Here is a 19,978-nt window from a genome sequence, read left to right as displayed (position 1 = left end):
GGGGCGCGGCTACCCGGGCGGTCCCGGGCGGCGAAACGACGACCTCAGCCCCGGCGGGTCTGCTCCACCAACCACGCGGCGACGTCCCGGAGCTTGACGTTGGTCGACTGGGAGGCCTCCGAGAGCCGCGCGAACGCCTCCTCCGACGAGACCCCGTCGCGGGCCATGAGCACGCCCTTGGCCTGCCCGATGACGTCCCGGCCCTCCAGCGCCTGCAGCAGCCCGGCCGCGCGGCGCGACCCGGCGAGGAGGATCGCGGCCTGGCGCGCGAACAGCCGGGCGGCGGCGCGGGCGGTCACGCCGAACGCGCGCGGACGCGGGGCGTGGAAGAGCGCGACGAGGTGGGGGCCGCGGTCCCGCCCGCGCTCCTGCCCGTCCGCGGTGAGCCGCACGGCCAGGAGACTCCCGACCCCCAGCGACTCCGCCCGCGCGGCGAGGTCCGGCCAGCGCCGGTCGATCCTGAGGTCGGGCACCCGCACCTCGCCCTCGACGAGAGCGGCCGTGCCCGGGCCGCCCCCGGGGCGGCGGGTGTGCTCGGCGAGGGCGTCGAGCACGTCGTCGTCGCGGTGGAAGGCCGCCGGTGCGCCGTCGTCGTCGCACCACACCAGCCCGACGCCGGCCGCGGCGGGCAGCGCGATCCGCGCAGCGTCGAGGAGGTGGCCGCGGACGTCGGCGCCGTCGTCGAGACGCGCCGCGAGCAGCCGGTCGGCGGCGGCGGCCACGTCGTCCCACCAGGGGGTCGGCAGGACGTCGACGTCGCCGCGCCGCTCGCGCATCTGCACGGCGACCGCCGCGGCCCGGCGGCGGACGTCGTCGAGGCCCGCGCGCATCTCCTCGGCGCGCTCGCGGCTCAGGCACGCCCGCGCACGGTGCATCGCGCCCGTCTCCGCGGCCGTCGGTCCGTCCACGTCCGGCGCGCCGATGCCGAGGGCACCGAGTCGGGCGCCGACCTGGTCGAGCAGGTCGATCACCTCGCCGAGCGCGGCCTGCTGCTCCTCGGACACCGTCGTCCTCATCTCCCGCTGACACGGCGCGCGCGTGCGCCGTCGGACCGGCGCCGGAAAGGCACACGGCACCGATCACGCGAATCTCGCGGTGCACCACCCCCGGGTTGGAGCGGCCACCGCCGACAGCCTGCGATCAGTAGACCGTGCGCCCGACCCGCGGGCAAGCGCGGCCCGCCGCAGCCGGGGGATTGGGCCGCCCGCCCCGTCGGCCATCCAACGGACCCGACCCGAGGAGGCCCGATGACCGCGACCCCACCGCCGTCCGACCACCGTCCCGCCGACGACCCGCCCCCGGACGACGACGCCGAGGACCGCTCGCTCGACACCGTGCCGGCGGACCAGGACCCGGCCGACGACCGCGAGGCCGCCGACCCCGGGCCGACCGGGGACCGCTGAGCCGGACGGCGGCGGGAGAACCGGGCGTTTGCCCCGTCACCGCCGCCGTCCACCCGGCCACCGACCGGCGACGGTGTTCCAGCCCGCGGGCGCGTCGTGTACTGCCTCCACCGCGAAGAGGGGCTCACGTGTTCCTTCACGTCCAGCGCATGCTCAACGAGATCGCCGCCGACGAGCCGGACCCGGCCGCCGCGAACGCCCTGCAGGAGGGGCTCGGCGGTCAGTTCGGCGAGATGCGCACGATGATGCAGTACCTGTTCCAGAGCTTCAATTTCCGCGGACCGGCCGGGAAGCCGTTCCGCGACCTGCTCTACGGCGTCGGCACCGAGGAGATCGGGCACGTCGAGCTGATCGCCTCCACCATCGCCCAGCTCGTGGACGGCTCGCCGCGCTACCAGGGCAACCCCACCTCGCTCGACGAGCCGGGGGCCGGGGGCGCGACGCCGCTGGACCTGGCGCTCTCGGGCGGGAACATCCACCACTGGCTGGTCGGGGCGCAGGGTGCGCTGCCCGTGGACGCGCAGGGCGACCCGTGGACGGGCAAGTACGTCTACGACTCGGGCAACCTGCCGCTGAACCTGCTCTACAACCTCATGCTCGAGTCCACCGGTCGGCTGCAGAAGTGCCGGCTGTACGAGATGACGGCGAACAAGACCGCCCGGTCGACGATCGCGTACCTCATCGTGCGCGACCAGGCCCACGAGAACGCGTACGCGAAGGCGCTGGAGTGCCTCGGGGTGCAGTGGAACAAGCTGCTCCCGATCCCGAAGACCAACGCCGAGCAGTTCCCCGAGGTCAAGAAGCTCACCGAGCAGGGGCTGCAGTCCAAGCAGTACACCTTCAGCCTCGACCAGCTCTCCGAGGCCGGCCGGATCATCCAGGGCACGTCGCCGTCGAACGACGGGACCTCGATGTCCACCGAGCAGGCCCCCGAGGGCGTCCCGTTCCCCGGGATCGCCGTCGAGCGGCCCGAGGAGTTCGGGCCCGGCCTGGACCCCGAGCTCATGGAGCTCGTGCAGGCCACCGCCGAGATGGAGATGCAGGCCGAGACCGCCCCGCCGCAGTGGAGTCCGGCCGGCAGCTGAGCCCGACCCGCCGTCGTGCGTCCCCGGTGTGGGGCGCGCGGCGGCGCGGGTAGCCGACGCCCGGTTGACCTCCGCAGCCTCCGAGAGTCCGAGCACGAGCAGGAGGCGCCGATGCGTGCCGTGGTGTGGCGGGGTCCGCGCGAGATCGACCTCGCCGAGATCCCCGATCCGAATGCCCCCGAGGTCACCGGGCCGAGGCCCGCGCACGAGGGCCTCACGTGAGGGGGCTCCGCCCGGTCGACCGGGTCCTCCTGCCCCTCGCCCGTGGGGTCGTCGCCGGAGCGGTCGGCACGGCGGCCATGACGCTCTCGCAGGCGATCGAACAACGCGCGTCCGGTCGGCCCGGGAGCACCACGCCGGTCGACGGCGTCGCGACCGTCACCGGCATCACCCCCGCCGACCAGGCGGCGCAGAACCGGCTCAACGTCGCCGCGCACTGGGCGTACGGCACCGCCTGGGGCCTGGCCCGGTCGGCGCTCGACCTCGCCGGCGCCCGCGGACCGGCCGCGACGGCGCTGCACCTGCTCGGTGTCGTGGGCACCGAGCAGGCCCTGACCCCCGCCCTCGGGCTGGGGCGGCCGACCCCCGCCTACGGGGCGACGGCCACCCTGACCGACCTCGGCCACCACGTCGTCTACGCCGCGGCGGCGGGCACCGCGTACGACGCGCTCGCCGGCGACCCCGCCGCCGGCTGGAGGTGATCATGGATCCGCAGCACGACCGGACCGACCCGTCCGAGGACGCCGACTCCTCGGCGACCACCGACGGCACCCTCGAGGAGGACACGACCTCGGAGGACGTGAGCGAGGACGCCGACTCCTCGGCCACGACCGACCCGCGTCGCTGATCCCCGTCGCCGATCCCCGTCGCCCTCACGAGGTGTCCGCCCCGGGCGGGTGCCTCGTGGAGCGGGATCAGACCAGATGCGTCAGCAACGTCCGCGTGCCCGCGCGCAGGTCGTCCAGCGCCGCCGGGTCGCCCGACAGGTGGCGCAGCAGGGTCTGCTGGAACAACCCGTCGAACGCCGCGTAGGCCAGCGCCGACGGGCAGCGCGGCGCCACCCCGACCAGCTCGGCGTAGGTGTCGACGATCCGCGCGATCATCCGTTCCAGCGACGCGTCGATGTCGGCGACGTCGAGCCGGAAGGACTCCTCGAACAACGCCTGGGAACGCAGGTCGTACCAGAGCCGGTGCATCAGCGCGTCCTGCTCGAGGGTCGCCGCGAGCCCGTCGCCCGCGTCGCGCAGCAGCGCCTCGGCGTCGGTCGCGTGCGCCGCGATCGCGTCGTAGCGCTCGACGCACGCCGCCTTGTAGCGCCGCACGCAGTACGTGATCAGCTCGACCTTGTCGCGGAAGTAGTAGTGCACGACGCCGACGCTGAACCCGGACTCGCGCGCGATGTCGCGCAGGCTGGTCCGCGCGTAGCCCTCGGCGGCCAGGGTCGTCAGGGCGGCGTCGGCGAGCTGCCGGCGGCGCTCGGCGAACTTGTCGACCTGCCGCCGAGCGATGCGGTCGTCGGCGTCGGTGGTCACGGCCGACACCCTAACCCGGTCTGGACACTCGTCCGAGAAAATCTTGACGGTCGTCCAGAAAACTCCCTAGGTTGTGATCCGCACGACACGACGAGGTGTGACCGGCCACGGCCGGCGGGAGGGACGACATGAGCGCGTTCGATCTGACGGGGCGCCGGGTGCTGGTCACCGGGGGAGCGCAGGGTCTCGGCGAGGGCATGGCCCGCGCGCTGGCCGGCGCGGGAGCCGCCGTGATGCTCGCCGACGTGGCGAAGGACGTGGGCGAGAAGACGGCGGCGTCGCTGGCCGGCGAGGGCCACACCGCGGGGTTCGTCGCCCTCGACGTCACCGACGACGCGCAGTGGGACGCCGCGATCTCGCACACCGTGAGCGAGCTCGGCGGGCTCGACGTCGTGATCAACAACGCGGGCCTCGAGGTCACGCAGCTGCTCGTCGACACCGAGCCCGACGACGTCCGCCGGATGCTCGAGGTCAACCTGCTGGGCACGATGCTCGGCATCAAGCACGCGTTCCGCGCGATGCGCCCCGGCGGCCCCGCGGGACAGGGCGGCGCGATCGTCAACGTCGCCTCGGTCGCCGCCACCATCGCCTTCCCCTCGATCGGCGGCTACTCGGCGACGAAGTCCGGCGTCGACCGGCTGACCCGGGTCGCGGCGATGGAGTCGGGCAAGCTCGGCTACGGCGTGCGCGTCAACTGCGTCTACCCCGGCCTCGTGCCCACCGCGATGGGCCAGAAGCTCGCCGTCGAGACCGCCGGGCTCGGCCTGTTCGAGAGCCCCGAGGCCGCGGTCGGCGCCGTCGTCGAGCTCACCCCCTCCGGCCGCCTCGGCGAGGTCACCGACATCGCCGACGCTGTGGTCTTCCTGGCCTCCGACGCGGCCCGGTTCGTCAACGGCGCCGGCCTGCCGGTCGACGGCGGCATGGGTATGTGATGCGGCTCGTCGACTTCCTGGACAAGGGGGCCTCGCTCGACCCGGAGGCCCCCTGCCTGGTGTGCGACGGCGAGGTCCGGACCTACGCGGAGACGACGCGGCTCGCCGGCCGCGTCGCCTCGGCGCTGGTGGCCGACGCGGTCGCGCCGGGTGACCGCGTCGCGATCCTCTCGGCCAACGACCCCGACGCGTTCACCTGCGTGTTCGGCATCAGTCGCGCCGGTGCGGTCTGGTGCCCGGTCAACCCGCGCAACGAGGCCGCCGAGAACCGCGAGCTGCTCGCGCTCTTCGGCTGCTCGGTGCTGTTCTTCCAGGCGGCGTTCGCGCCGCTGGTCGACGCGATCCGGGCCGACCTCCCGGCCCTGCGCACCCTGGTCTGTCTCGACGGCGACGTCGACGGGGCGGTCGGCCTGCCGGACTTCCTGGCGACCGGGTCCGACGAGCCGGTCGACCGGCACACCGGCGACGATCTCGCCCTGATCGTCGGCACCGGCGGCACCACCGGGAAGCCCAAGGGCGTCATGCTCACGGGCACGAACATCGAGACGATGACCGCGCTCACGCTCATGAGCTACCCGTGGCCCGCGCGCGGCGGCCGGCCGACCTACCTCGCGCTCGCCCCGCTCACCCACGCCGCGGGCGTGCTGTGCTTCCCCGTGCTCGGTCGGGGCGGGTCGATCGTGATCATGCGGCATCCCGACGTCGGGGGCTTCCTCCACCACGTCGAGCAGCACCGGGTCACGCACACGTTCCTGCCGCCGACCCTCATCTACATGGTGCTGGACCACCCGAGCCTGGCGAGCCGGGACCTGTCGTCGTTGCAGTGCTTCTGGTACGGCGCCGCGCCGATGTCGGCGTCGCGGCTGGAGGACGCGATCACGCGGATCGGGCCCGTGATGGCGCAGCTGTTCGGGCAGACCGAGGCGCCGATGATGATCTCGACGATGGCCCCCGAGGACCACCTGCACGAGGACGGGTCGATCGCGCGGGAGCGGCTGTCCTCCGCCGGGCGTCCGTCGCCGCTGGTGACGGTCGCGATCATGGCCGAGGACGGGCGCCTGCTGCCGCACGGTGAGCGCGGCGAGATCGTCGTGCGCGGCTCGCTGGTGATGCGGGGCTATCTCGACGACGAGGCCGCCACGGCCGAGGCCTCGAGGTTCGGCTGGCACCACACCGGCGACATCGGCTACCTCGACGACGACGGGTTCCTGTTCATCGTCGACCGGGCCAAGGACATGGTCATCACCGGCGGCTTCAACGTCTACTCCACCGAGGTCGAGCAGGCCCTGCTCGCGCACCCCGCCGTCGCCGACGGCGCGGTGATCGGCCTGCCCGACGAGAAGTGGGGGGAGCGGGTCACGGCGGTGCTGCAGCTGCGGCCGGGGAGCAGCCTCGACCCGGCCGAGGTGACGTCGTTCGTGAAGGCGCGCATCGGCAGCGTCAAGACCCCGAAGCAGATCGAGGTGTGGGACGACCTGCCCCGCTCCAAGGTCGGCAAGGTGCTCAAGGCCGAGATCAAGGCGCGCCTGACCTCCTGAGACGACGAACGGGCCGCCCCCGTGGGGGACGGCCCGTTCGTGGGTGTGTGCGGGATCAGGACTTGAAGGCGTCCTTGACCTTCTCGCCGGCCTGCTTGAGGTTGGCCTTCCCCTGGTCGGCCTTGCCCTCGGCCTCGAGCGACTCGTTGCCCACGGCCTTGCCGACGGTCTCCTTGACCTTGCCCTTGATCTCGTCGATCTTGTTGCCGGCCTTGTCGTCAGCGCTCATCGTGAGCTCCTCTCCTTCCGCGGCTCTGCTCGCCGCGTCCTGGTGGTGGAGTACCCCGTCCGGGGGCACGTACCGCACCTACGCGAGAGTGATCTGCACCTGCCCCGTGCGGGGACTGGCCACGTAGACCCGGCCCTGCCCGAGGGCGACCAGGTCGGGCTGGGCGATCGTCGCGAGGTCGAGCACCGTGCGCGGCGCCTCGGCCGAGCTCAGGTCGATCGCCACCAGCCGGTTCGTGCCGGTGAGGGTGACCCAGAGACGGTCGGTCGTCGCGTCGTAGGCGGTGCCGTACGGGGCGCTGGACGCCCCGAGCCGGATGGGGGCGAGGGGGGCGGGGGCCCCGCCCTGCGCCAGGTCGTAGCGCCGCAGGACCCCGGCGCGCGTGTCGGTGACGAGCAGTCGCCCGTGGCGGTCGACGGTCACACCCGTCGGGCCGTCGCCGGCGGGCAGCGTGGCCTGCTCCCGCATCGTCGACAGGTCGATCAGGTGGACCACGTTGCGCGCGGAGTCGAGCACCGCGGCCCGCTCGCCGGTGACCGCGAGGGCGACCGGGCGGCCGAGACCGCCCACCTGCGCGGCGACGCGGTCGTCGCGCAGGACCGAGAGCGTGCCGTCCGCGACGACGCCGGCGGCCTCGCGTCGCGCGTCCCCGGCCACGCCGGTCGCGGCGACGACGAGGCTCCCGGACGGGTCGACGCCGAGCGCCTGGACCCCGGCCGGCGCGCCCTGCGGTGCGGTGGCGGTCGACCCGGAGGGCAGGGCGATCGCGCTCAGACCGGCCGAGGGGTCGGCGAGCACGAGGCCGGAGCGGTCGGTGGCGGGCAGCGCGGCCCGCGGGCTGCCGGTGACGGTGGACCGGCTCGCGACGGCGGCGGTGTCCGGGTTCACCTGCACGGCGGAGGCGGACCCGCCGCCGACGACGGTGACGATCGCGCGCTGGTCGACGGGGGAGACGGTCAGCGTGGTGGCGGCGCCGTCGGTGAGGTCGACGACGCGACCGGCCGGGGTGGCGCCCGCGGCCGGCGACGTGGCCGGCCCGGCGGTGGCCGGGGGAGGCGGCGGGGCGGGCGCGGGGGCCGGCACGGACGGCACGGACGATACGGACGGTGCCGCACCGGGGGCGGTCGACGAGCTCGGGGCGCCCGCGCCGGGCGCCACGACCAGCGGGGTGTCGGCGCAGGCCCCGAGCAGGGCCACGAGCGCCAGGCCCGCCGCGGTCACCCCCGCGGCCCGGCGGGCGCTCACGCGACCCGCCGCTCGTCCTTGCCGGCGCGACCGGTCCGCAGCAGCAGTTCCACGGGCAGCGTGTCCGTGCCGAGCGCGGCCCGCAGGCGCGGCAGCGCGTGCTGCTCGAGGTGGGCGCGGGCCGCGGACGCGTCGGCCTGCGCGTCGACCGCGAGCTCGACGTAGAGCGCCGGGCGCGGCGCCGGGGCGGTGAGCCGGGCGGTGGCGTCGGCGACGGCCGGGTGCGCCACGAGGTCGTCGCACAGCGCGTCGGCGATCACCGACGACGAGGCGGTCGTGCGCCCCTCGACGGGGCCGGCGGACTCGGCGGACCAGGCCGAGCCCGCGGGACGGCGACGGGCCTGGGCGATCAGCCAGCGCAGGGCGAGCAGCCCGACGACGATCCCGGCCGCCGCGACCACCCACGCGGCCCACGAGGGCAGCGTGGCGGACGGCACGACGGCGGCGGTCGGCGAGGCCAGCGGGAGCCGTCCGGTCGAGATGCCGGCGGCGAGCAGCGCCGCGGCGATCAGGAGGATCCCGACCAGGGCCAGCAGGCTCCGGTTGAGCCGGGCGGGCGGATTGGTGGCACGGCCACGAGCCATGACGATCACCGCTCCTTGCGGGTGGAGGACACGCTCACGCGCAGCCGCGGGCGGGCGGTCAGTCCGAGCGTGTCGAGGTCGGAGGACAGGGCGGTCTCGACGGCCTGGCGCAGCTCGCCGGTGCTCCCGCGGTGGGTGCGCGCGACGACCTTGACCCGGCGGCGCCGGACCTTCGCGGTGGCGCCGGTGACGCCCTCGACGGTCTGGGCGCGCCGGCGCAGGCGGAGGGCGAGGTCGTTGCGGTGCCAGCCGGCGGTCTCGACGCCGCCACCGGACCAGGGGCCCCACTCCTCGGCGCCACCGGTGCCACCGGTGGCGGCGGGAGCGGTCCCCACGGGCAGGACGTGTGAGGGCCCGGGCAGGATCGCCGCGAGCAGCAGCACGAGCCCGACGAGGGCGGCCACCCCCGCCACGATGAGCACCGCGGGGGACTGCCAGGCGACGCCGGACAGGGCCGACGGCACCGCGTCGAGGGAGACCACGGGGGTCCGCCCGAGCAGGGTCTGGATCGCGCTGGTCGCCGCGAGGGCGCCGAGCGCGAGGAGGACGAGGGCCACCAGCAGCGCGGGCGCGGTGCGGCGGGGTCGGCGGGTCATGCGACCACCCGCCCCGTCGGGCGCGGCGCGGCGCCGGTCAGCACGCTGACCGTGACGTCGATCCGCGCCACGCGCAGCCCCGTGTACTCGTCGAGCCGGGTGCGGATGCGGTCGCGGGCGGCGTCGGCGGTCGCGGCCAGGCCGTGCGGGTAGCGCACGGCGGTCTGCAGCGTCGCCTCGACCTGCTCGCCGGTCCGCGTCACCGTGGCGCGGGCGGCGCGACCGAGCGTGCCGGACCTCGACTGCGTGTCGATGCCCTCGACCTCGGCCGCCGCGGCCACGACCAGCTTCTCGACGACCTTGTCGGCGATGGTCAGCTCCCCGCGGTCACCGGCGTCGGCGGACAGGGCGACCGGGGCGGTGACGGGGTCGGGGGAGACGGTCGTGGTGCTCACAGTCGATTCCTCCCCCGATCCGAGCCGGCGCCGCGGAGCTGGTCGGTGATCTCGGCGAGGTCGAGCTGCCCGTCGAGCCAGCGCCCGACGGCCAGGCCCACGGCGCCGAGCACGAGCACGAGCAGGAAGGCGCCGAACCCGCCGAACGCGCCGGCGAAGCCGAGGGCGGTGCCGAAGGCCAGCCCCAGGACGGTGTTGGTGGTGAACACTCCGAACTCCTTGTCTGTGAGGGTGGGACGCGGTCAGGCGATGTCGGCGACGGTGACCTCGGCCGGCAGGCCGGGGGCGAGGGGCGCGACGGCGGCGCGGACCTGCTCGCCGACCCGGGCCAGGACCGCGCCGTAGGGCGCGGTCACCGCGATCTCGAGCCGGACCGGTCGGTCGTCGTCCTCGACGACCCGCACGCCCGGCACGCGACGGCCGGGCAGCAGCGTGGCGACGGCGCCGTGGAGGCCCGGGTGCAGGCCCACCACGAGGGGGCAGGCTTGCACCGCGGTGGCGATCCGGTCGACGTCGAGCCCGCCGACCACCGCAGGGGTGGGGTGGGGCCCGGGGGTGCTCATCGCACGCGGGCGGGGGTGTCGGCCGGAGCGTCGTCGGCGGCGTCGTCGTCGCTGGGCAGGTGCAGGTCGACGACGTCGACGTTGACCTCGGTGACCTCGAGGCCGGTCATGCGCTCCACGGCGCTGATCACGTTCCGGCGCACCGAGCGCGCGAGGTCGGCGATGGCGACGCCGTACTCGACGACGATGGTCAGGTCGACGGCGGCCTGGCGCTCGCCGACCTCCACCGACACGCCCTGGGTGACCGAGGAGCGGCTGCCGGGGATGCGCTCGGTGATGGCGCCGAAGGCGCGGGCGGCCGAGCCGCCGAACCCGTGCACGCCGTTGACCTCGCGGGCGGCGAGACCCGCGACCTTCGCGACGACCGCGTCGGCGATCGTGGTCTTGCCCTGCGTGCTCTCCAGCGCGGAGCCGGTGGCCTTCGGGGTGGTGGCGGGGGTGGTCATCGCGGTGTCCTCCTTCGCGACGACGGGTCGTGCCGCCCCGGGTGGGCGGCCGTGTCCGTCGAACTCGGTGGTGTGACACCGGATCGCGCCCGATCGTCACGGACCTTTCGAGTGAGCTGGCTCTCCCGTACCCGGACGGGGGAGGAGGACCTCGTCGATCACGATCGTCACGGCGACCGGCTCGAGGCCGGTGCTGGCGCGGACCCCGTCGACGACGGCGGCGCGCACCTCGTCGGCGAGCGCCGGCAGGTCCCGCCCGTACTCGGCGGCCAGCACGATCTCGATCGCGGTCGAGGCGCCGGCGACCCCGGCGCTGGCGCGGGGCTCCCGGCTCATGTCGCCCGGCTGCGCGGTGTGGATCGAGGACTCGGGGAACTCCGGGTCGCGGTCGCCCCGGCGGTGTCCGGCACGGTCGAGCCGGCCGAGCGCGCCGCGGACCCCCACCACGCGGGCGGCGTGGTGGCGGGCGATGGCGGCCACCACCCGGCCCGAGATGCGGGTGTGCCCGTAGCCCTCGTCGAGCCGGGCGAACTCGGCGTCCTCGGTGACGCCGCGGATGCTGGAGAGCACGTCGTCCAGGACCCCGGCCGGGGCCTGCGGCCGGTCGGCGGCGACGGTGCGCATCGGGGCCCAGAGCCGGTCGAACTCGGCGAGGGCGGCCTGGCAGTGCAGGCAGCCGCGCTGGTGGTCGTCGCGGGCGGCCGGCCCGTGCTCGGTGACCTGGTCGAGCAGCTCCTGCGGGTCCCGCCCGCACGGCAGGGCGGCCTCGGTCTCCAGGAGGTCGACCGCGGAGTCGGTCGCGGCGGTGGTCGAGTCGCCGGGTCGGTCGGTCATGACCAGCTCCTCATCTGCTTCACCAGGTGGGTCCGCGCCCGGGCGAGCCGGCCGCGCACCGTGGTCTCGGGCACCTTGAGCACGGTGGCCGCCTGCGCGTAGCTCAGGCCCTCGAACTGGATCAGGACCAGGGTCACGCGCAGCTCCTCGGGCATCCCCGCGAGGGCGGCGATCCCGGCCTCGAGCTCCTGTCCGGCCACCACCCGCGCCTCCGGTCCGGCCGCCGTCGGGTGGACGTTCTCGGTCAGCTCCTCGGTGGGGCGCCGGCGGCGGCGCAGGTTCAGGCACCGGTTCACGACGACGCGGTACAGCCACGTGGTGAAGGCGGCGCTGCCGGTGAAGCTCGACAGGCCGGTCCACAGCTGGATGGCGATGTCCTGGGTGACGTCGTCGGCGTCGGCCGGGTCGGCGAGCACCCGCAGGGCGATCCGGTAGATGCGGTCGCGGTGGCGACGCAGCAGTTCCTCGTAGGCGTCGACGTCGCCGTCGACCACGCGGCCGACGAGCCACCGGTCGACGTCCGGGTCGTCACCGGGCGGCCCCGTCCGGCCGCGGTCGCCGCGCTCGCCACGGCGCGGCTCGGCGCGGTCCGGCCTCCCGACGGCCGGGCCCGGCGGGGGATCGGGGGCGAGCGTCGATGCCGGCACCCGGGCCACCGTGTCCTCTCGGTCGGCCGCGGTCCGCTGCTCGAACCGCCCTGCCGCAGCCCCCTTACCCGGATGGTTGAACGCTGTCCCATTGCGTGGCACCCGTCACTCGGTCGGAGGATGAGGATCGGGCCGTCCGGGGTGTCGTACGGAGGAACCATCCGAACCGGCCGAGCCCGCCCGCGGGCACGACCCCCGACCCGTGTTCCCGCCCGGCCCCGGCCGCCACCTCGACGGAGGTGAGCCGCCATGACTCCCGACATCCACGCGCTCCGGCTCCGTGCCCTCGCCGTGCCCGGGGTCGCCCGACTCGCCGATCACCACGGCTCGTCGTCCGGCCCGCGCACGTCGCGCGCGGCCCTGCGCGTCTTCGACGCCCACGTCGAGATCGATCTCGTCGTGGTCGCAGGCTCCTCGGTGACCACCACGACGGCGGCGTTGCGCCGCGCCCTGGCCGACGAGGTCGGGGACCGGGAGCTGCACCTGACCGTCGTGGACGTCGACCCGGGGTGCTGATCCCGCCGGGCCGACCGGGACGACGACGGGCCGGGCCCACCCTCGGGTGGTCCCGGCCCGTCGACGAGCGTCCGCTCAGCGGTCGGCGAGACGCCGTGCGCCGCGGTGGGCCTGCTCCCCGCCCCTGGCGGCGCCGAGGCCGACGAGGCGCAGTCCGCCGGTCGCGACGGCGCCGACGACCCGGCCGGTGACGCGCACGGGGTTGAGCAGGGCCGCGAGCCGGTCGAACGGGGTCGCGGCGGCCTCGGTGGCGGCGTGGATGGCGTTGCCGGTGCGGTCGGCCACCGAGTCCAGCTCCCGCTGGGCGCGGGCGCCCTCGCGGGCCGCGCGGTCGGTCACGTCGACGAGCTGCTCGCCCGCCTCGTCCGCCGTCTGCCCCACGACGGCGGCGGCCCGGCGTCCCAGGCCGTGGGCCTCGCCGGCGATCTGGCGACCGGTGCGGTCGGCCTGGTCGGCGATCTGCCCGCCCGTGGTCCGCGCGATCGAGGAGACGTCCTGGGCGGCCGAGCGCAGCGACTTGTCGCCGGACCGCACCTCGTCCACCTGCGCCTTCACCCCGTCGGCGGCCGCGGCGGCGGTCGCCCGGGCCTTCTCGGCGCCGTCCTCGGCCTGCCCGGCCGACTTCTTCGCGACCGTTCTCGCGTCCGCGCCGATCTCCTGCGCGTCGGCCTTGACGGCCTTGCCCGCGGCCTTCGCGGTCTCCTTGCCCTTCTTCCCGGTGACGGCCGCGGCGAGCTCCGTGGCGACCGCGGCGGCGTCGTCGGCGTCGCGCGCCACGCTGCGGCGCTCGACCTCCTTGCCGTCCCGGTCGTGCACGATGACGTCCCCGCCGCCGTCGTTGGCGACGATCTCCACGGCGCGCGTGATGGCCTCGGCCTGCACGGCCAGGACCGCGCTCGCGCGGCTCGCGTCGGTCTTCTCGACGGCCCAGCCGTCGTCCACCGCGCGTACGTGTCGATCCGACATGGTGTCCTCCCGTGTGTTCGAGTGGCTCGGTCGTGGCGCCCCGGCGCCCGGGTCGGGCGCACACGAGGCAATCACCCCGTAGGACACGCCGGGGCGTGTCGCCGTCACGGGACGCCCGTGTTAGCCCGGACACAGGTGCCGGGGCCGTCGTGGGGGCCCGCTACCCGCCGGCGGGCTCGAGCTCGGCGTGCGCGGCGATGCGGGCGGCCTGGTCCCGGACGCTGCGGTGGCCGGGCTCGGTGTGGTCGAGGAAGTCGACGAGCAGTGCGGTGAAGCGCACCGGGTCGTCGGCGTGGGGGAAGTGCCCCGCGCCCTCGAAGAGCTCGAGCCGGCTGCCGGGGATGAGCGCGTGGGCGCGGTGGCCGTGCGCCACGGGGATCATCGAGTCGGCGGTGCCCCAGACGATGAGCGTCGGGAGCCCCTCGGTCAGGTAGAGCCGCTCGGTGGCCCGCACGCGCTGCCCGCCCGGGTCGAGGACGCTGCGGGCGGTGTGCAGGAAGGCCTGCCGGTGGTCGGGGTCGGCGAGCGAGGCGAAGGAGCGCGCCGACTCGCCGACGGAGCCGCGCAGCAGGCCGAGGCCGGGCACGGTGTGCACGAGCCGGTCGATCCCGGCGACCACGTGGCGGTTGCTGATCACGGGGAGCACCCAGTCCGCGAACGGGAGCGTCGCGGCGCGCAGCACCGGGCTCACCTCGCGGCCGAGACCACCGGAGGCGACGAGGACCAGTCGGTCGCAGTGCTCGGGGAACTGGAGCGCGAACTGCTGCACCACCCCGCCGCCCAGCGAGTGGCCGACGATCGCGGCGTGGTCGTACCCCAGCACCGCGAGCAGGTCGCGGACGCCGGTCGCGTAGCCACCGAGCGAGTAGTCGGCCCAGGGGGCGGAGGAGGAGCCGTGGCCGACGAGGTCGGGCACGATGACGTGCCGGTGGTCGCGGCGTCGGGCCAGTTCGGCCAGGACCGGTTGCCAGGTCTCCGCGCTGCCGGCGATGCCGTGCACGAGCACGACGACCTCGCCGTCGGGATGCCGCCACGGACCCTCGCGGTCGGCGTCGACGTGGTGGGCCGGGATGGACTCCCAGAACCCGACCGACTCGCCGTGCACGCCGACCGTCCGTCGACGGGTGCGTCGGGCGATCGCGGTGTCCATACCGACGGGTTCCCGACGACGGGTCCCCGGGCACCGTGACGCCCGTGACGGCGGTGGGTGTGACCGGGGGAGGGATCATCGGGGGATGACCCGCGTCGAGCAGCAGCGTCCGTCCGTCGCGGCCCGCGTGCTCGCGATCGTGGCGGTCGCGCTCGCCGGCGCGGCGCTCGGGGTCGGCCTCTTCGTCGCCGCGGCGCAGGCCGGGCTGCGGCCGTGGCGCCACCCGGGTCTCTCGCCGCTGGTGACCGGGTCGTACGCGCTCGTCGGCGTCCTGCTCGGCGCGCTCGCGTGGCGGCTCGTCCGGCGGCGGGCCCGTCGCCCGCGCGTGGTCCTCGGGCTCTCGGTCGGCGCCGTCGTCGCGGTGACGTTCGGGGCGGACGTCCTCGCCGGGGCGACGGGCCGGTGGGCCGCCGGGATCGCCTCCACCGCCCTGCACGCGGTGGTGATCGCGGCGGCGGTGGCGGTCCTGTGGTGGGCGATGCCGCTCCCGCCCGACGACGGGTCCCGCGAGGTCCCGCCGGGCCCGCTCGCCGGGGTCCGGGGGCCGGCGCGCCCGGTCCTCGCGGTGGTGCTCGTCGTGCTCGCGGGCGTCTGGGTCGTGGTCAACAAGGCCGTCGAGGGGCCGACGCTGCTGGTCCTCTCGACCCGGCACGGCCTCACCGTCGCCGACCTGCTCTCGGTCGCCGCCCTCGTGACCGCCGGGCACCTGCTGCGCCCCGCGCCACGGGAGGCCTGACCGGCGACGATCGCGGGCACCCGCCCGCCATGTCCTCGACCGACGCCCCGCACCCGTTGGTGTTCACGCTCGGCGACCGGGAGCTGGTGATCCGGCGGCGCTACCAGGCGCTCTCGATCGTCAACGACATCCTCGTCGCGATCTGGTTCCTGGTCGGCAGCATCATGTTCTTCTCCGAGGCGTGGACCTACACGGGGACGTGGTTCTTCGTCATCGGCAGCGTCGAGCTGCTGATCCGACCCGTGATCCGGCTGGCGCGCCAGGTCCACCTGCAGCGCCTGCCGGGGTACGAGGGCCGGCCCGCCCGCGAGTCCGAACACGACTTCTGAGCCGGTGCGGACCCTGCGGATCGTGCCGCACCTGCGCAGCTCGGTGGTCGAGGAGATGCCCGCCGACCAGGCGCTGCTGTTCACCTCCGAACGGGGTGACGCCGACGTCTCGCTCTACGCCGGGCGCGACGTGCGCCCGTTCTCCTGGCGCGCGCTGCTGCGGGCGCTGCGCCACCCGGACCTCGAGCTCCTCGAGGTGGCCGAGCCGCTGTGGACCGCGGAGTGGGTCCGCGCGCTGCGCTACGTCGTGCTGGCGCGCCTCGTCCGGCCGCGCCGACGGGTCGCGGTCGCGACCTACGCGATCGAGAACCTCGACGCCCGCGAACGGCTGCGTCGCCTGGGGCACCGGCCGCTGCTCGGCCCCGTCGCGTCGCGGCTGGCGGTGCTCGCCACCGGCACCTCGATGCTGCTGCTCGACGCCGTCGTCTTCGGGACGACGGGCGCGGCGGAGAACCACCGCCGCGTGTTCGGGCGGGCGCTGCGCCGCACCCGGTCCGCCGTGCTGCCACCCCGGATCGGGCCCTGCAGCGTGTGCGGGCCGGTGCCGGCGGACGGCCCGCGTGAGCCCACCGTCCTCTTCCTCGGGGCGCCGAGCGCCCGGAAGGGCTTCGACGTCCTGACGGCGGCGTGGGAGCGCAGCGGGGCGGCGGGGGAGGGCGCTCGGCTGGTGGTCTGCGACCCGGAGGGTGGGCAGGGGCGGCACGACCTCCCCGACGGGGTCACGGTCCACGTCGACCCGCCGCGCGCGACGATCCACGACCTCCTGCGGACCGCGGCCGTCGTCGCGATGCCGTCGGTGCGGCGCCCGGGATGGCGCGAGCAGATCGGCCTGCCGCTGGTCGAGGGGCTCGCCCACGGGTGCCGCGTGGTGACGACCACCGAGACCGGGCTCGCCCCCGACCTCGCCGACCACCCGCGGGTCGTCCTCACCGCCCCGGGCGACGTCGACGACCTCGCCGCCGGCCTCCGGCGGGCGATGGGGACGCCGTCGTCCGGGACGTCGGGCTACACGGGGTACACGAAGGCCGAGGTCGTCGCCTGGTGGCTCGACGCCGTGCGGCGCTGACGCTCCCCGCAGCTGCTGCTCGCCGGGGACTCCCGGACCCGATCGCCGGCGGCTCGTCGGGCCCGACCCGCTACGCCGGCGGCGGCTCGTCGGGCCGTTCGCCGTCGTAGAGCCGACGCAGGATCTCCTCGTCCTCGCCGACCGGCTGCCCGCGGTCGAGCCGGCCGAGGACGACCCGCTGCCACACGGCCATCACGGCGTCGTGGGTCGCCGGACGCAGCGCGTCCTCGACGGCGTCGGCCAGCTCACCGCCGGCGTCGTCGGGCCCGTCGGGCCCGTCGGACCCGGGATCGGGTTCGTGGGTCATCGCCCACCTCCGTCGCTCTCGGAGCACTCCAGCATGACCCCGCGCGCGGCCGCCGTCGACCCGGCGAAGGTAGTTGACGATTGAACTATCTCGGCCTACCGTGGCGGACGTCGATCCCAGGAGGTCCGCATGAGCACCACCCACGACGTCTCCGCCGACCGTGCCGCCGACCGTGCCGCGCTGCGGGCGGAGTTCCTCGCGTCGGCCGCCGAGCGCCCGGCGTCGACCGCGCGGGGGCTGCACCACACCGCGCTGGTGTCCTCCGACGTCCGCCGGACGATCGAGTTCTACCAGGGGGTTCTCGGCTTCCCGCTGACCGAGTTGATCGAGAACCGGGACTACCCCGGGTCGTCGCACTTCTTCTTCGACATCGGGAACGCGAACCTGCTCGCGTTCTTCGACTTCCCGGGCCTCGACCTCGGTCCGTACGCCGAGGTGCTGGGCGGTCTGCACCACGTCGCGATCTCGGTCGAGCCGGACCGGTGGGAGGACCTCCGGGCGCGCCTCACCGAGGCGGGCGTCGAGCACGTCGTGCACAGCGGCGTCTCGATCTACTTCCGCGACCCCGACGGGGCCCGCATCGAGCTGATCGCCGACCCGCTCGGCGAGATGTACGGCGAGGTCGTGCTCTGAGGCGCGGCCCCGTCGTCGGGGGTCAGCGCCGCAGCATCTCGCCGGGCGAGGTGCCGTAGACCCGGCGGTGGAGCACCGAGAACCGTCCGGGATGGGCGAAGCCCCACCGCGCGGCGACGCCGGCGACCGTGTCCCCCCGCGTGGGGTCGGCCGCCCCGAGGTCGCGGTGCGCCCCCTCGAGCCGGACGCGCCGCAGGTACTCCAGCGGCGTCTGGTCGCGGTGCCGCCGGAAGGTCGCCTGCAGCCCGCGAGGTGTGACCCGGGCGGCGGCCGCGATCTCGGTCAGCCCGATGTCCTCGGCGGCGTGCCGGTCGATGTAGGCCACCGCGCGGCGCAGGGTGGCGGGCTCCGCCGGCCCGGGCACCGGAGCGGTCGGATCGGTCAGCCGGTCGAGCGCGGTGCCGGGCACCGTGAGCACGGTCGCGCGGGCCAGGCTGCGGAAGGCCTCGGCCCGGACCAGCGGCTCGTCCGCGACGAGGTCGTCGGCCAGGACGTGCTCGGCGACCCAGCGGCGGGTGCTGTCCCACCAGCGCACCCGCTCCGGCGGTGCGGTGCCCTCGACCCGGCGGTGGAACCGGACCTGCGACGGCTCGAGGTCGCACAGGCCGGCGGCGACCGCGGTGAGGGCGGCGAGGTCGAGCCGGGCGAAGTCGAACCGCACGTCCTCGGTCCACTGGCGCTGCGGCCGGTCGGGCTCGACCCAGTACAGCTCCTCCCGGGCCAGTGTGTGCTCGTCGGTGCCGTCGTCGACGCGCAGGCCGCCCTCGCGCATCAGCCCGACGAGGAGCGCGTCGCCGCGCAGGACGAAGTCGTTCTCGATCAGCCCGCCGTAGTGCAGGGAGTCGAGCCCGAGCGTCTCGGTCTGCTGCACCGTCGTCGAGAAGGCGAATCGCTCCCGGTCGCCGTGCAGGACCGGGACGTGGTCGCCGTAGGTCCGGGCGAGGACCGCGCGGGCCTGTTCGAAGTCCCGGGTGCCGTACGCGCCGCGCTCCACCGCCGCCGCCGTCCGGACCACGTCGCCCTCCTCGAGATCGAGTCGTCCGATGCTGTCCGACCGACGTCGGTGCTGTCCACTCGACGAAACGAGGTTTCCCCGCACGCCCGAGTGGCTACCGTCGTGGGCGTGCGTGACGAGGAGTTCCGCGCCCTGACCGAGTGGCTCGCCGAGAGCCCCGCAGGGATCGCCGCCGACACCGCGGAGGCCGAACTCCTGGCCGACTGGCGGGTGTCGGTCAGTGCGGCCCGGTGGGCGCGGCTGAGTCCGGCCCCGGGCGCGACGCCGGGAGCGGCGTCGGCCTGAGCGGTCCGTGCCCGGACCGGCTCCGCGGTGGCGCGTGGAACGCCCGCCGGGCGATCATGCGCCCGTGAAGTACGGGGTCGTGCTGTTCGCCACCGACGAGACCATCGCGCCCGCAGCGCTCGGGCCCGCCCTCGAGGAGCGGGGGTTCGAGTCGCTGTTCGTGCCGGAGCACTCGCACATCCCGGTCCGTCGCGAGAGCCCGGCGCCCGGCGGCGGGGACCTGCCCCGGCACTTCTCCCGCACCGTCGACGTCTTCGTCACCCTCGCCGTGGTCGCGGCGACGACCACGCGGCTCACCCTCGCGACCGGCGTCGCCCTGCCCGCCGAGCGCGACGTGTTCCACACCGCCAAGCAGGTGGCGAGCCTCGACCTCGTCTCCGGCGGCCGCGCCCTGTTCGGCGTCGGGGCGGGCTGGAACCGCGAGGAGGCGGCCGACCACGGGATCGACCCCCGCAGGCGCGGGCGCATCCTCGACGAGAAGCTCGCCGCGATGGCCCGCATCTGGGCCGACGACGAGGCCGAGTTCCACGGCGAGTACGTCGACTTCGACCCGATCTGGTGCTGGCCGAAGCCGGTGCAGTCGCCGCCCCCGATCTACGTCGGCGGCGACAGCGACGCCGCCCTGCGCCGGCTGCGCGACCACGGGCAGGGCTGGCTGCCCGACAGCGGCGACGCCGCGTCCTACCGCCGGGTCCGCACCTGGCTGGACGACGAGGGCCGCCCCGACGTCCCGTTCACCGTGTTCGGCGCCGACCCCGACACGCTCGACCCGGAGGGCTACCCCGAGGTCGGCGTCGACCGGATCACCTTCTGGGTCGACCCGGGCCCCGAGCGCGACGTCCTGACGCGCCTCGACGCCATCGCCGACCGCTGGGTGCGCTGACCCCGCACGTCGCGCCCCGGCAGGACCCCTCCCCGTGGCAGGAAAGCGTCGTTGCTGTCACCC

General features: G+C 75.4%; 29 protein-coding genes. 13 read left to right on the top strand and 16 right to left on the bottom strand.

Annotated elements, in window-relative coordinates; all coding sequences use genetic code 11:
• Nucleotides 1–44 precede the first annotated feature (44 nt).
• Nucleotides 45–1,004 carry an ANTAR domain-containing protein gene (locus LN037_RS07060; RefSeq protein ID WP_230751194.1) on the bottom strand — a complete coding sequence of 320 codons (960 nt, stop codon included), beginning with the start codon at nt 1,002–1,004 and terminating at the stop codon, nt 45–47.
• Between the two features lie 243 nt (nt 1,005–1,247).
• On the opposite strand from LN037_RS07060, the gene LN037_RS07055 reads away from it, so the two are divergent.
• The 4 genes from LN037_RS07055 to LN037_RS07035 all read left to right on the top strand — a co-directional run bounded on the left by LN037_RS07055 (nt 1,248) and on the right by LN037_RS07035 (nt 3,335).
• Nucleotides 1,248–1,403 carry a hypothetical protein gene (locus tag LN037_RS07055; protein ID WP_230751192.1) on the top strand — a complete coding sequence of 52 codons (156 nt, stop codon included), beginning with the start codon at nt 1,248–1,250 and terminating at the stop codon, nt 1,401–1,403.
• Nucleotides 1,404–1,531: 128 nt separating this feature from the next.
• On the top strand, nt 1,532–2,488 hold the full coding sequence (locus tag LN037_RS07050) for a manganese catalase family protein (RefSeq protein ID WP_230751190.1): 957 nt from the start codon (nt 1,532–1,534) through the stop codon (nt 2,486–2,488).
• A 218-nt stretch (nt 2,489–2,706) separates the two neighbouring features.
• Nucleotides 2,707–3,189 (top strand): hypothetical protein, encoded by a 483-nt coding sequence (locus LN037_RS07040; protein WP_230751187.1) that lies wholly within the window; start codon nt 2,707–2,709, stop codon nt 3,187–3,189.
• 2 nt (nt 3,190–3,191) lie between these two features.
• The gene (locus tag LN037_RS07035; protein WP_230751184.1) at nt 3,192–3,335 is read left to right on the top strand and encodes a hypothetical protein; all 144 of its coding nucleotides are present in this window, start codon (nt 3,192–3,194) and stop codon (nt 3,333–3,335) included.
• 67 nt (nt 3,336–3,402) lie between these two features.
• Here LN037_RS07035 and LN037_RS07030 read toward each other — a convergent pair whose 3' ends face one another.
• On the bottom strand, nt 3,403–4,020 hold the full coding sequence (locus LN037_RS07030; RefSeq protein WP_230751183.1) for a TetR family transcriptional regulator: 618 nt from the start codon (nt 4,018–4,020) through the stop codon (nt 3,403–3,405).
• 128 nt (nt 4,021–4,148) lie between these two features.
• On the opposite strand from LN037_RS07030, the gene LN037_RS07025 reads away from it, so the two are divergent.
• Entirely contained in the window at nt 4,149–4,952 is an 804-nt protein-coding gene (locus LN037_RS07025) for an SDR family NAD(P)-dependent oxidoreductase (RefSeq protein WP_230751181.1), read from the top strand.
• Nucleotides 4,952–6,490 (top strand): acyl-CoA synthetase, encoded by a 1,539-nt coding sequence (locus LN037_RS07020; RefSeq protein ID WP_230751179.1) that lies wholly within the window; start codon nt 4,952–4,954, stop codon nt 6,488–6,490. The genes LN037_RS07025 and LN037_RS07020 overlap by 1 nt, the downstream gene beginning before the upstream one ends.
• Nucleotides 6,491–6,545: 55 nt before the next feature.
• On the opposite strand, the gene LN037_RS07015 is transcribed toward LN037_RS07020, so the two are convergent.
• The 10 genes from LN037_RS07015 to LN037_RS06970 all read right to left on the bottom strand — a co-directional run bounded on the left by LN037_RS07015 (nt 6,546) and on the right by LN037_RS06970 (nt 12,029).
• A complete protein-coding gene (locus LN037_RS07015; RefSeq protein ID WP_230751177.1) occupies nt 6,546–6,719 on the bottom strand; it encodes a CsbD family protein in 174 nt (57 codons plus the stop codon).
• 78 nt (nt 6,720–6,797) lie between these two features.
• Nucleotides 6,798–7,964 (bottom strand): NHL repeat-containing protein, encoded by a 1,167-nt coding sequence (locus LN037_RS07010; protein WP_230751175.1) that lies wholly within the window; start codon nt 7,962–7,964, stop codon nt 6,798–6,800.
• Nucleotides 7,961–8,548, bottom strand: a complete 588-nt coding sequence (locus tag LN037_RS07005; protein ID WP_230751173.1) for an alkaline shock response membrane anchor protein AmaP — start codon at nt 8,546–8,548, stop codon at nt 7,961–7,963. The genes LN037_RS07010 and LN037_RS07005 overlap by 4 nt, the downstream gene beginning before the upstream one ends.
• A 5-nt stretch (nt 8,549–8,553) precedes the next feature.
• The gene (locus LN037_RS07000) at nt 8,554–9,144 is read right to left on the bottom strand and encodes a DUF6286 domain-containing protein (RefSeq protein ID WP_230751171.1); all 591 of its coding nucleotides are present in this window, start codon (nt 9,142–9,144) and stop codon (nt 8,554–8,556) included.
• Nucleotides 9,141–9,539: an Asp23/Gls24 family envelope stress response protein gene (locus LN037_RS06995; RefSeq protein ID WP_230751169.1), complete on the bottom strand. Its 399-nt coding sequence runs from the start codon at nt 9,537–9,539 to the stop codon at nt 9,141–9,143. Before LN037_RS06995 ends, LN037_RS07000 begins: the two co-directional genes overlap by 4 nt.
• Nucleotides 9,536–9,748 (bottom strand): DUF2273 domain-containing protein, encoded by a 213-nt coding sequence (locus tag LN037_RS06990; protein WP_230751167.1) that lies wholly within the window; start codon nt 9,746–9,748, stop codon nt 9,536–9,538. Before LN037_RS06990 ends, LN037_RS06995 begins: the two co-directional genes overlap by 4 nt.
• Nucleotides 9,749–9,781: 33 nt before the next feature.
• Nucleotides 9,782–10,102: an Asp23/Gls24 family envelope stress response protein gene (locus LN037_RS06985; RefSeq protein WP_230751165.1), complete on the bottom strand. Its 321-nt coding sequence runs from the start codon at nt 10,100–10,102 to the stop codon at nt 9,782–9,784.
• The gene (locus LN037_RS06980) at nt 10,099–10,548 is read right to left on the bottom strand and encodes an Asp23/Gls24 family envelope stress response protein (protein WP_230751163.1); all 450 of its coding nucleotides are present in this window, start codon (nt 10,546–10,548) and stop codon (nt 10,099–10,101) included. Before LN037_RS06980 ends, LN037_RS06985 begins: the two co-directional genes overlap by 4 nt.
• A gap of 96 nt (nt 10,549–10,644) precedes the next feature.
• A complete protein-coding gene (locus LN037_RS06975) occupies nt 10,645–11,382 on the bottom strand; it encodes an Asp23/Gls24 family envelope stress response protein (protein WP_230751161.1) in 738 nt (245 codons plus the stop codon).
• On the bottom strand, nt 11,379–12,029 hold the full coding sequence (locus LN037_RS06970) for an RNA polymerase sigma factor (protein ID WP_230751159.1): 651 nt from the start codon (nt 12,027–12,029) through the stop codon (nt 11,379–11,381). Before LN037_RS06970 ends, LN037_RS06975 begins: the two co-directional genes overlap by 4 nt.
• A gap of 249 nt (nt 12,030–12,278) precedes the next feature.
• Here LN037_RS06970 and LN037_RS06965 point away from each other — a divergent pair, with 249 nt between their 5' ends.
• Nucleotides 12,279–12,545: a hypothetical protein gene (locus LN037_RS06965; protein ID WP_230751157.1), complete on the top strand. Its 267-nt coding sequence runs from the start codon at nt 12,279–12,281 to the stop codon at nt 12,543–12,545.
• 75 nt (nt 12,546–12,620) lie between these two features.
• Here LN037_RS06965 and LN037_RS06960 read toward each other — a convergent pair whose 3' ends face one another.
• Nucleotides 12,621–13,511, bottom strand: coding sequence for a DUF2188 domain-containing protein (locus LN037_RS06960; RefSeq protein ID WP_230751155.1), 891 nt, complete (start codon nt 13,509–13,511; stop codon nt 12,621–12,623).
• A gap of 160 nt (nt 13,512–13,671) precedes the next feature.
• Nucleotides 13,672–14,661 carry an alpha/beta fold hydrolase gene (locus tag LN037_RS06955; protein WP_230751154.1) on the bottom strand — a complete coding sequence of 330 codons (990 nt, stop codon included), beginning with the start codon at nt 14,659–14,661 and terminating at the stop codon, nt 13,672–13,674.
• Nucleotides 14,662–14,746: 85 nt separating this feature from the next.
• On the opposite strand from LN037_RS06955, the gene LN037_RS06950 reads away from it, so the two are divergent.
• The 3 genes from LN037_RS06950 to LN037_RS06940 are packed head-to-tail and all read left to right on the top strand — an operon-like array spanning nt 14,747 to nt 16,792.
• Complete coding sequence (locus LN037_RS06950) at nt 14,747–15,397, top strand: hypothetical protein (RefSeq protein ID WP_230751152.1); 651 nt, start codon at nt 14,747–14,749, stop codon at nt 15,395–15,397.
• 29 nt (nt 15,398–15,426) lie between these two features.
• Nucleotides 15,427–15,726, top strand: a complete 300-nt coding sequence (locus LN037_RS06945; protein WP_230751150.1) for a YrhK family protein — start codon at nt 15,427–15,429, stop codon at nt 15,724–15,726.
• Between the two features lie 22 nt (nt 15,727–15,748).
• A complete protein-coding gene (locus tag LN037_RS06940; protein ID WP_230751148.1) occupies nt 15,749–16,792 on the top strand; it encodes a glycosyltransferase in 1,044 nt (347 codons plus the stop codon).
• Between the two features lie 70 nt (nt 16,793–16,862).
• Here LN037_RS06940 and LN037_RS06935 read toward each other — a convergent pair whose 3' ends face one another.
• Nucleotides 16,863–17,099 carry a hypothetical protein gene (locus LN037_RS06935; protein WP_230751146.1) on the bottom strand — a complete coding sequence of 79 codons (237 nt, stop codon included), beginning with the start codon at nt 17,097–17,099 and terminating at the stop codon, nt 16,863–16,865.
• Nucleotides 17,100–17,228: 129 nt separating this feature from the next.
• On the opposite strand from LN037_RS06935, the gene LN037_RS06930 reads away from it, so the two are divergent.
• A complete protein-coding gene (locus LN037_RS06930; RefSeq protein ID WP_230751144.1) occupies nt 17,229–17,732 on the top strand; it encodes a VOC family protein in 504 nt (167 codons plus the stop codon).
• 22 nt (nt 17,733–17,754) lie between these two features.
• On the opposite strand, the gene LN037_RS06925 is transcribed toward LN037_RS06930, so the two are convergent.
• Entirely contained in the window at nt 17,755–18,747 is a 993-nt protein-coding gene (locus tag LN037_RS06925) for an AraC family transcriptional regulator (RefSeq protein ID WP_230751143.1), read from the bottom strand.
• 108 nt (nt 18,748–18,855) lie between these two features.
• Between LN037_RS06925 and LN037_RS06920 the strand changes: the two genes are divergently transcribed.
• Complete coding sequence (locus tag LN037_RS06920) at nt 18,856–19,032, top strand: hypothetical protein (RefSeq protein ID WP_230751141.1); 177 nt, start codon at nt 18,856–18,858, stop codon at nt 19,030–19,032.
• Nucleotides 19,033–19,096: 64 nt separating this feature from the next.
• Nucleotides 19,097–19,915 (top strand): LLM class F420-dependent oxidoreductase, encoded by an 819-nt coding sequence (locus tag LN037_RS06915; RefSeq protein WP_230751140.1) that lies wholly within the window; start codon nt 19,097–19,099, stop codon nt 19,913–19,915.
• Nucleotides 19,916–19,978 lie beyond the last annotated feature (63 nt).

Origin of the sequence: Actinomycetospora soli, from assembly GCF_021026295.1 — a bacterium.
Classification (GTDB): domain Bacteria; phylum Actinomycetota; class Actinomycetes; order Mycobacteriales; family Pseudonocardiaceae; genus Actinomycetospora; species Actinomycetospora soli.
The sequence above is the reverse complement of the archived record's forward strand: the minus strand, read 5'-3'. Positions and strand labels throughout refer to the sequence as shown.

What these genes read in the sequence shown, in the direction of transcription:
- LN037_RS07055 (WP_230751192.1), top strand. Translation starts at nt 1,248, where the DNA reads ATGACCGCGACCCCACCGCCGTCCGACCACCGTCCCGCCGACGACCCG.
- LN037_RS07035 (WP_230751184.1), top strand. Translation starts at nt 3,192, where the DNA reads ATGGATCCGCAGCACGACCGGACCGACCCGTCCGAGGACGCCGACTCC.
- LN037_RS07025 (WP_230751181.1), top strand. Translation starts at nt 4,149, where the DNA reads ATGAGCGCGTTCGATCTGACGGGGCGCCGGGTGCTGGTCACCGGGGGA.
- LN037_RS07020 (WP_230751179.1), top strand. Translation starts at nt 4,952, where the DNA reads ATGCGGCTCGTCGACTTCCTGGACAAGGGGGCCTCGCTCGACCCGGAG.
- LN037_RS07015 (WP_230751177.1), bottom strand. Translation starts at nt 6,719, where the DNA reads ATGAGCGCTGACGACAAGGCCGGCAACAAGATCGACGAGATCAAGGGC.
- LN037_RS07005 (WP_230751173.1), bottom strand. Translation starts at nt 8,548, where the DNA reads ATGGCTCGTGGCCGTGCCACCAATCCGCCCGCCCGGCTCAACCGGAGC.
- LN037_RS07000 (WP_230751171.1), bottom strand. Translation starts at nt 9,144, where the DNA reads ATGACCCGCCGACCCCGCCGCACCGCGCCCGCGCTGCTGGTGGCCCTC.
- LN037_RS06985 (WP_230751165.1), bottom strand. Translation starts at nt 10,102, where the DNA reads ATGAGCACCCCCGGGCCCCACCCCACCCCTGCGGTGGTCGGCGGGCTC.
- LN037_RS06980 (WP_230751163.1), bottom strand. Translation starts at nt 10,548, where the DNA reads ATGACCACCCCCGCCACCACCCCGAAGGCCACCGGCTCCGCGCTGGAG.
- LN037_RS06975 (WP_230751161.1), bottom strand. Translation starts at nt 11,382, where the DNA reads ATGACCGACCGACCCGGCGACTCGACCACCGCCGCGACCGACTCCGCG.
- LN037_RS06965 (WP_230751157.1), top strand. Translation starts at nt 12,279, where the DNA reads ATGACTCCCGACATCCACGCGCTCCGGCTCCGTGCCCTCGCCGTGCCC.
- LN037_RS06960 (WP_230751155.1), bottom strand. Translation starts at nt 13,511, where the DNA reads ATGTCGGATCGACACGTACGCGCGGTGGACGACGGCTGGGCCGTCGAG.
- LN037_RS06955 (WP_230751154.1), bottom strand. Translation starts at nt 14,661, where the DNA reads ATGGACACCGCGATCGCCCGACGCACCCGTCGACGGACGGTCGGCGTG.
- LN037_RS06950 (WP_230751152.1), top strand. Translation starts at nt 14,747, where the DNA reads ATGACCCGCGTCGAGCAGCAGCGTCCGTCCGTCGCGGCCCGCGTGCTC.
- LN037_RS06945 (WP_230751150.1), top strand. Translation starts at nt 15,427, where the DNA reads ATGTCCTCGACCGACGCCCCGCACCCGTTGGTGTTCACGCTCGGCGAC.
- LN037_RS06935 (WP_230751146.1), bottom strand. Translation starts at nt 17,099, where the DNA reads ATGACCCACGAACCCGATCCCGGGTCCGACGGGCCCGACGGGCCCGAC.
- LN037_RS06930 (WP_230751144.1), top strand. Translation starts at nt 17,229, where the DNA reads ATGAGCACCACCCACGACGTCTCCGCCGACCGTGCCGCCGACCGTGCC.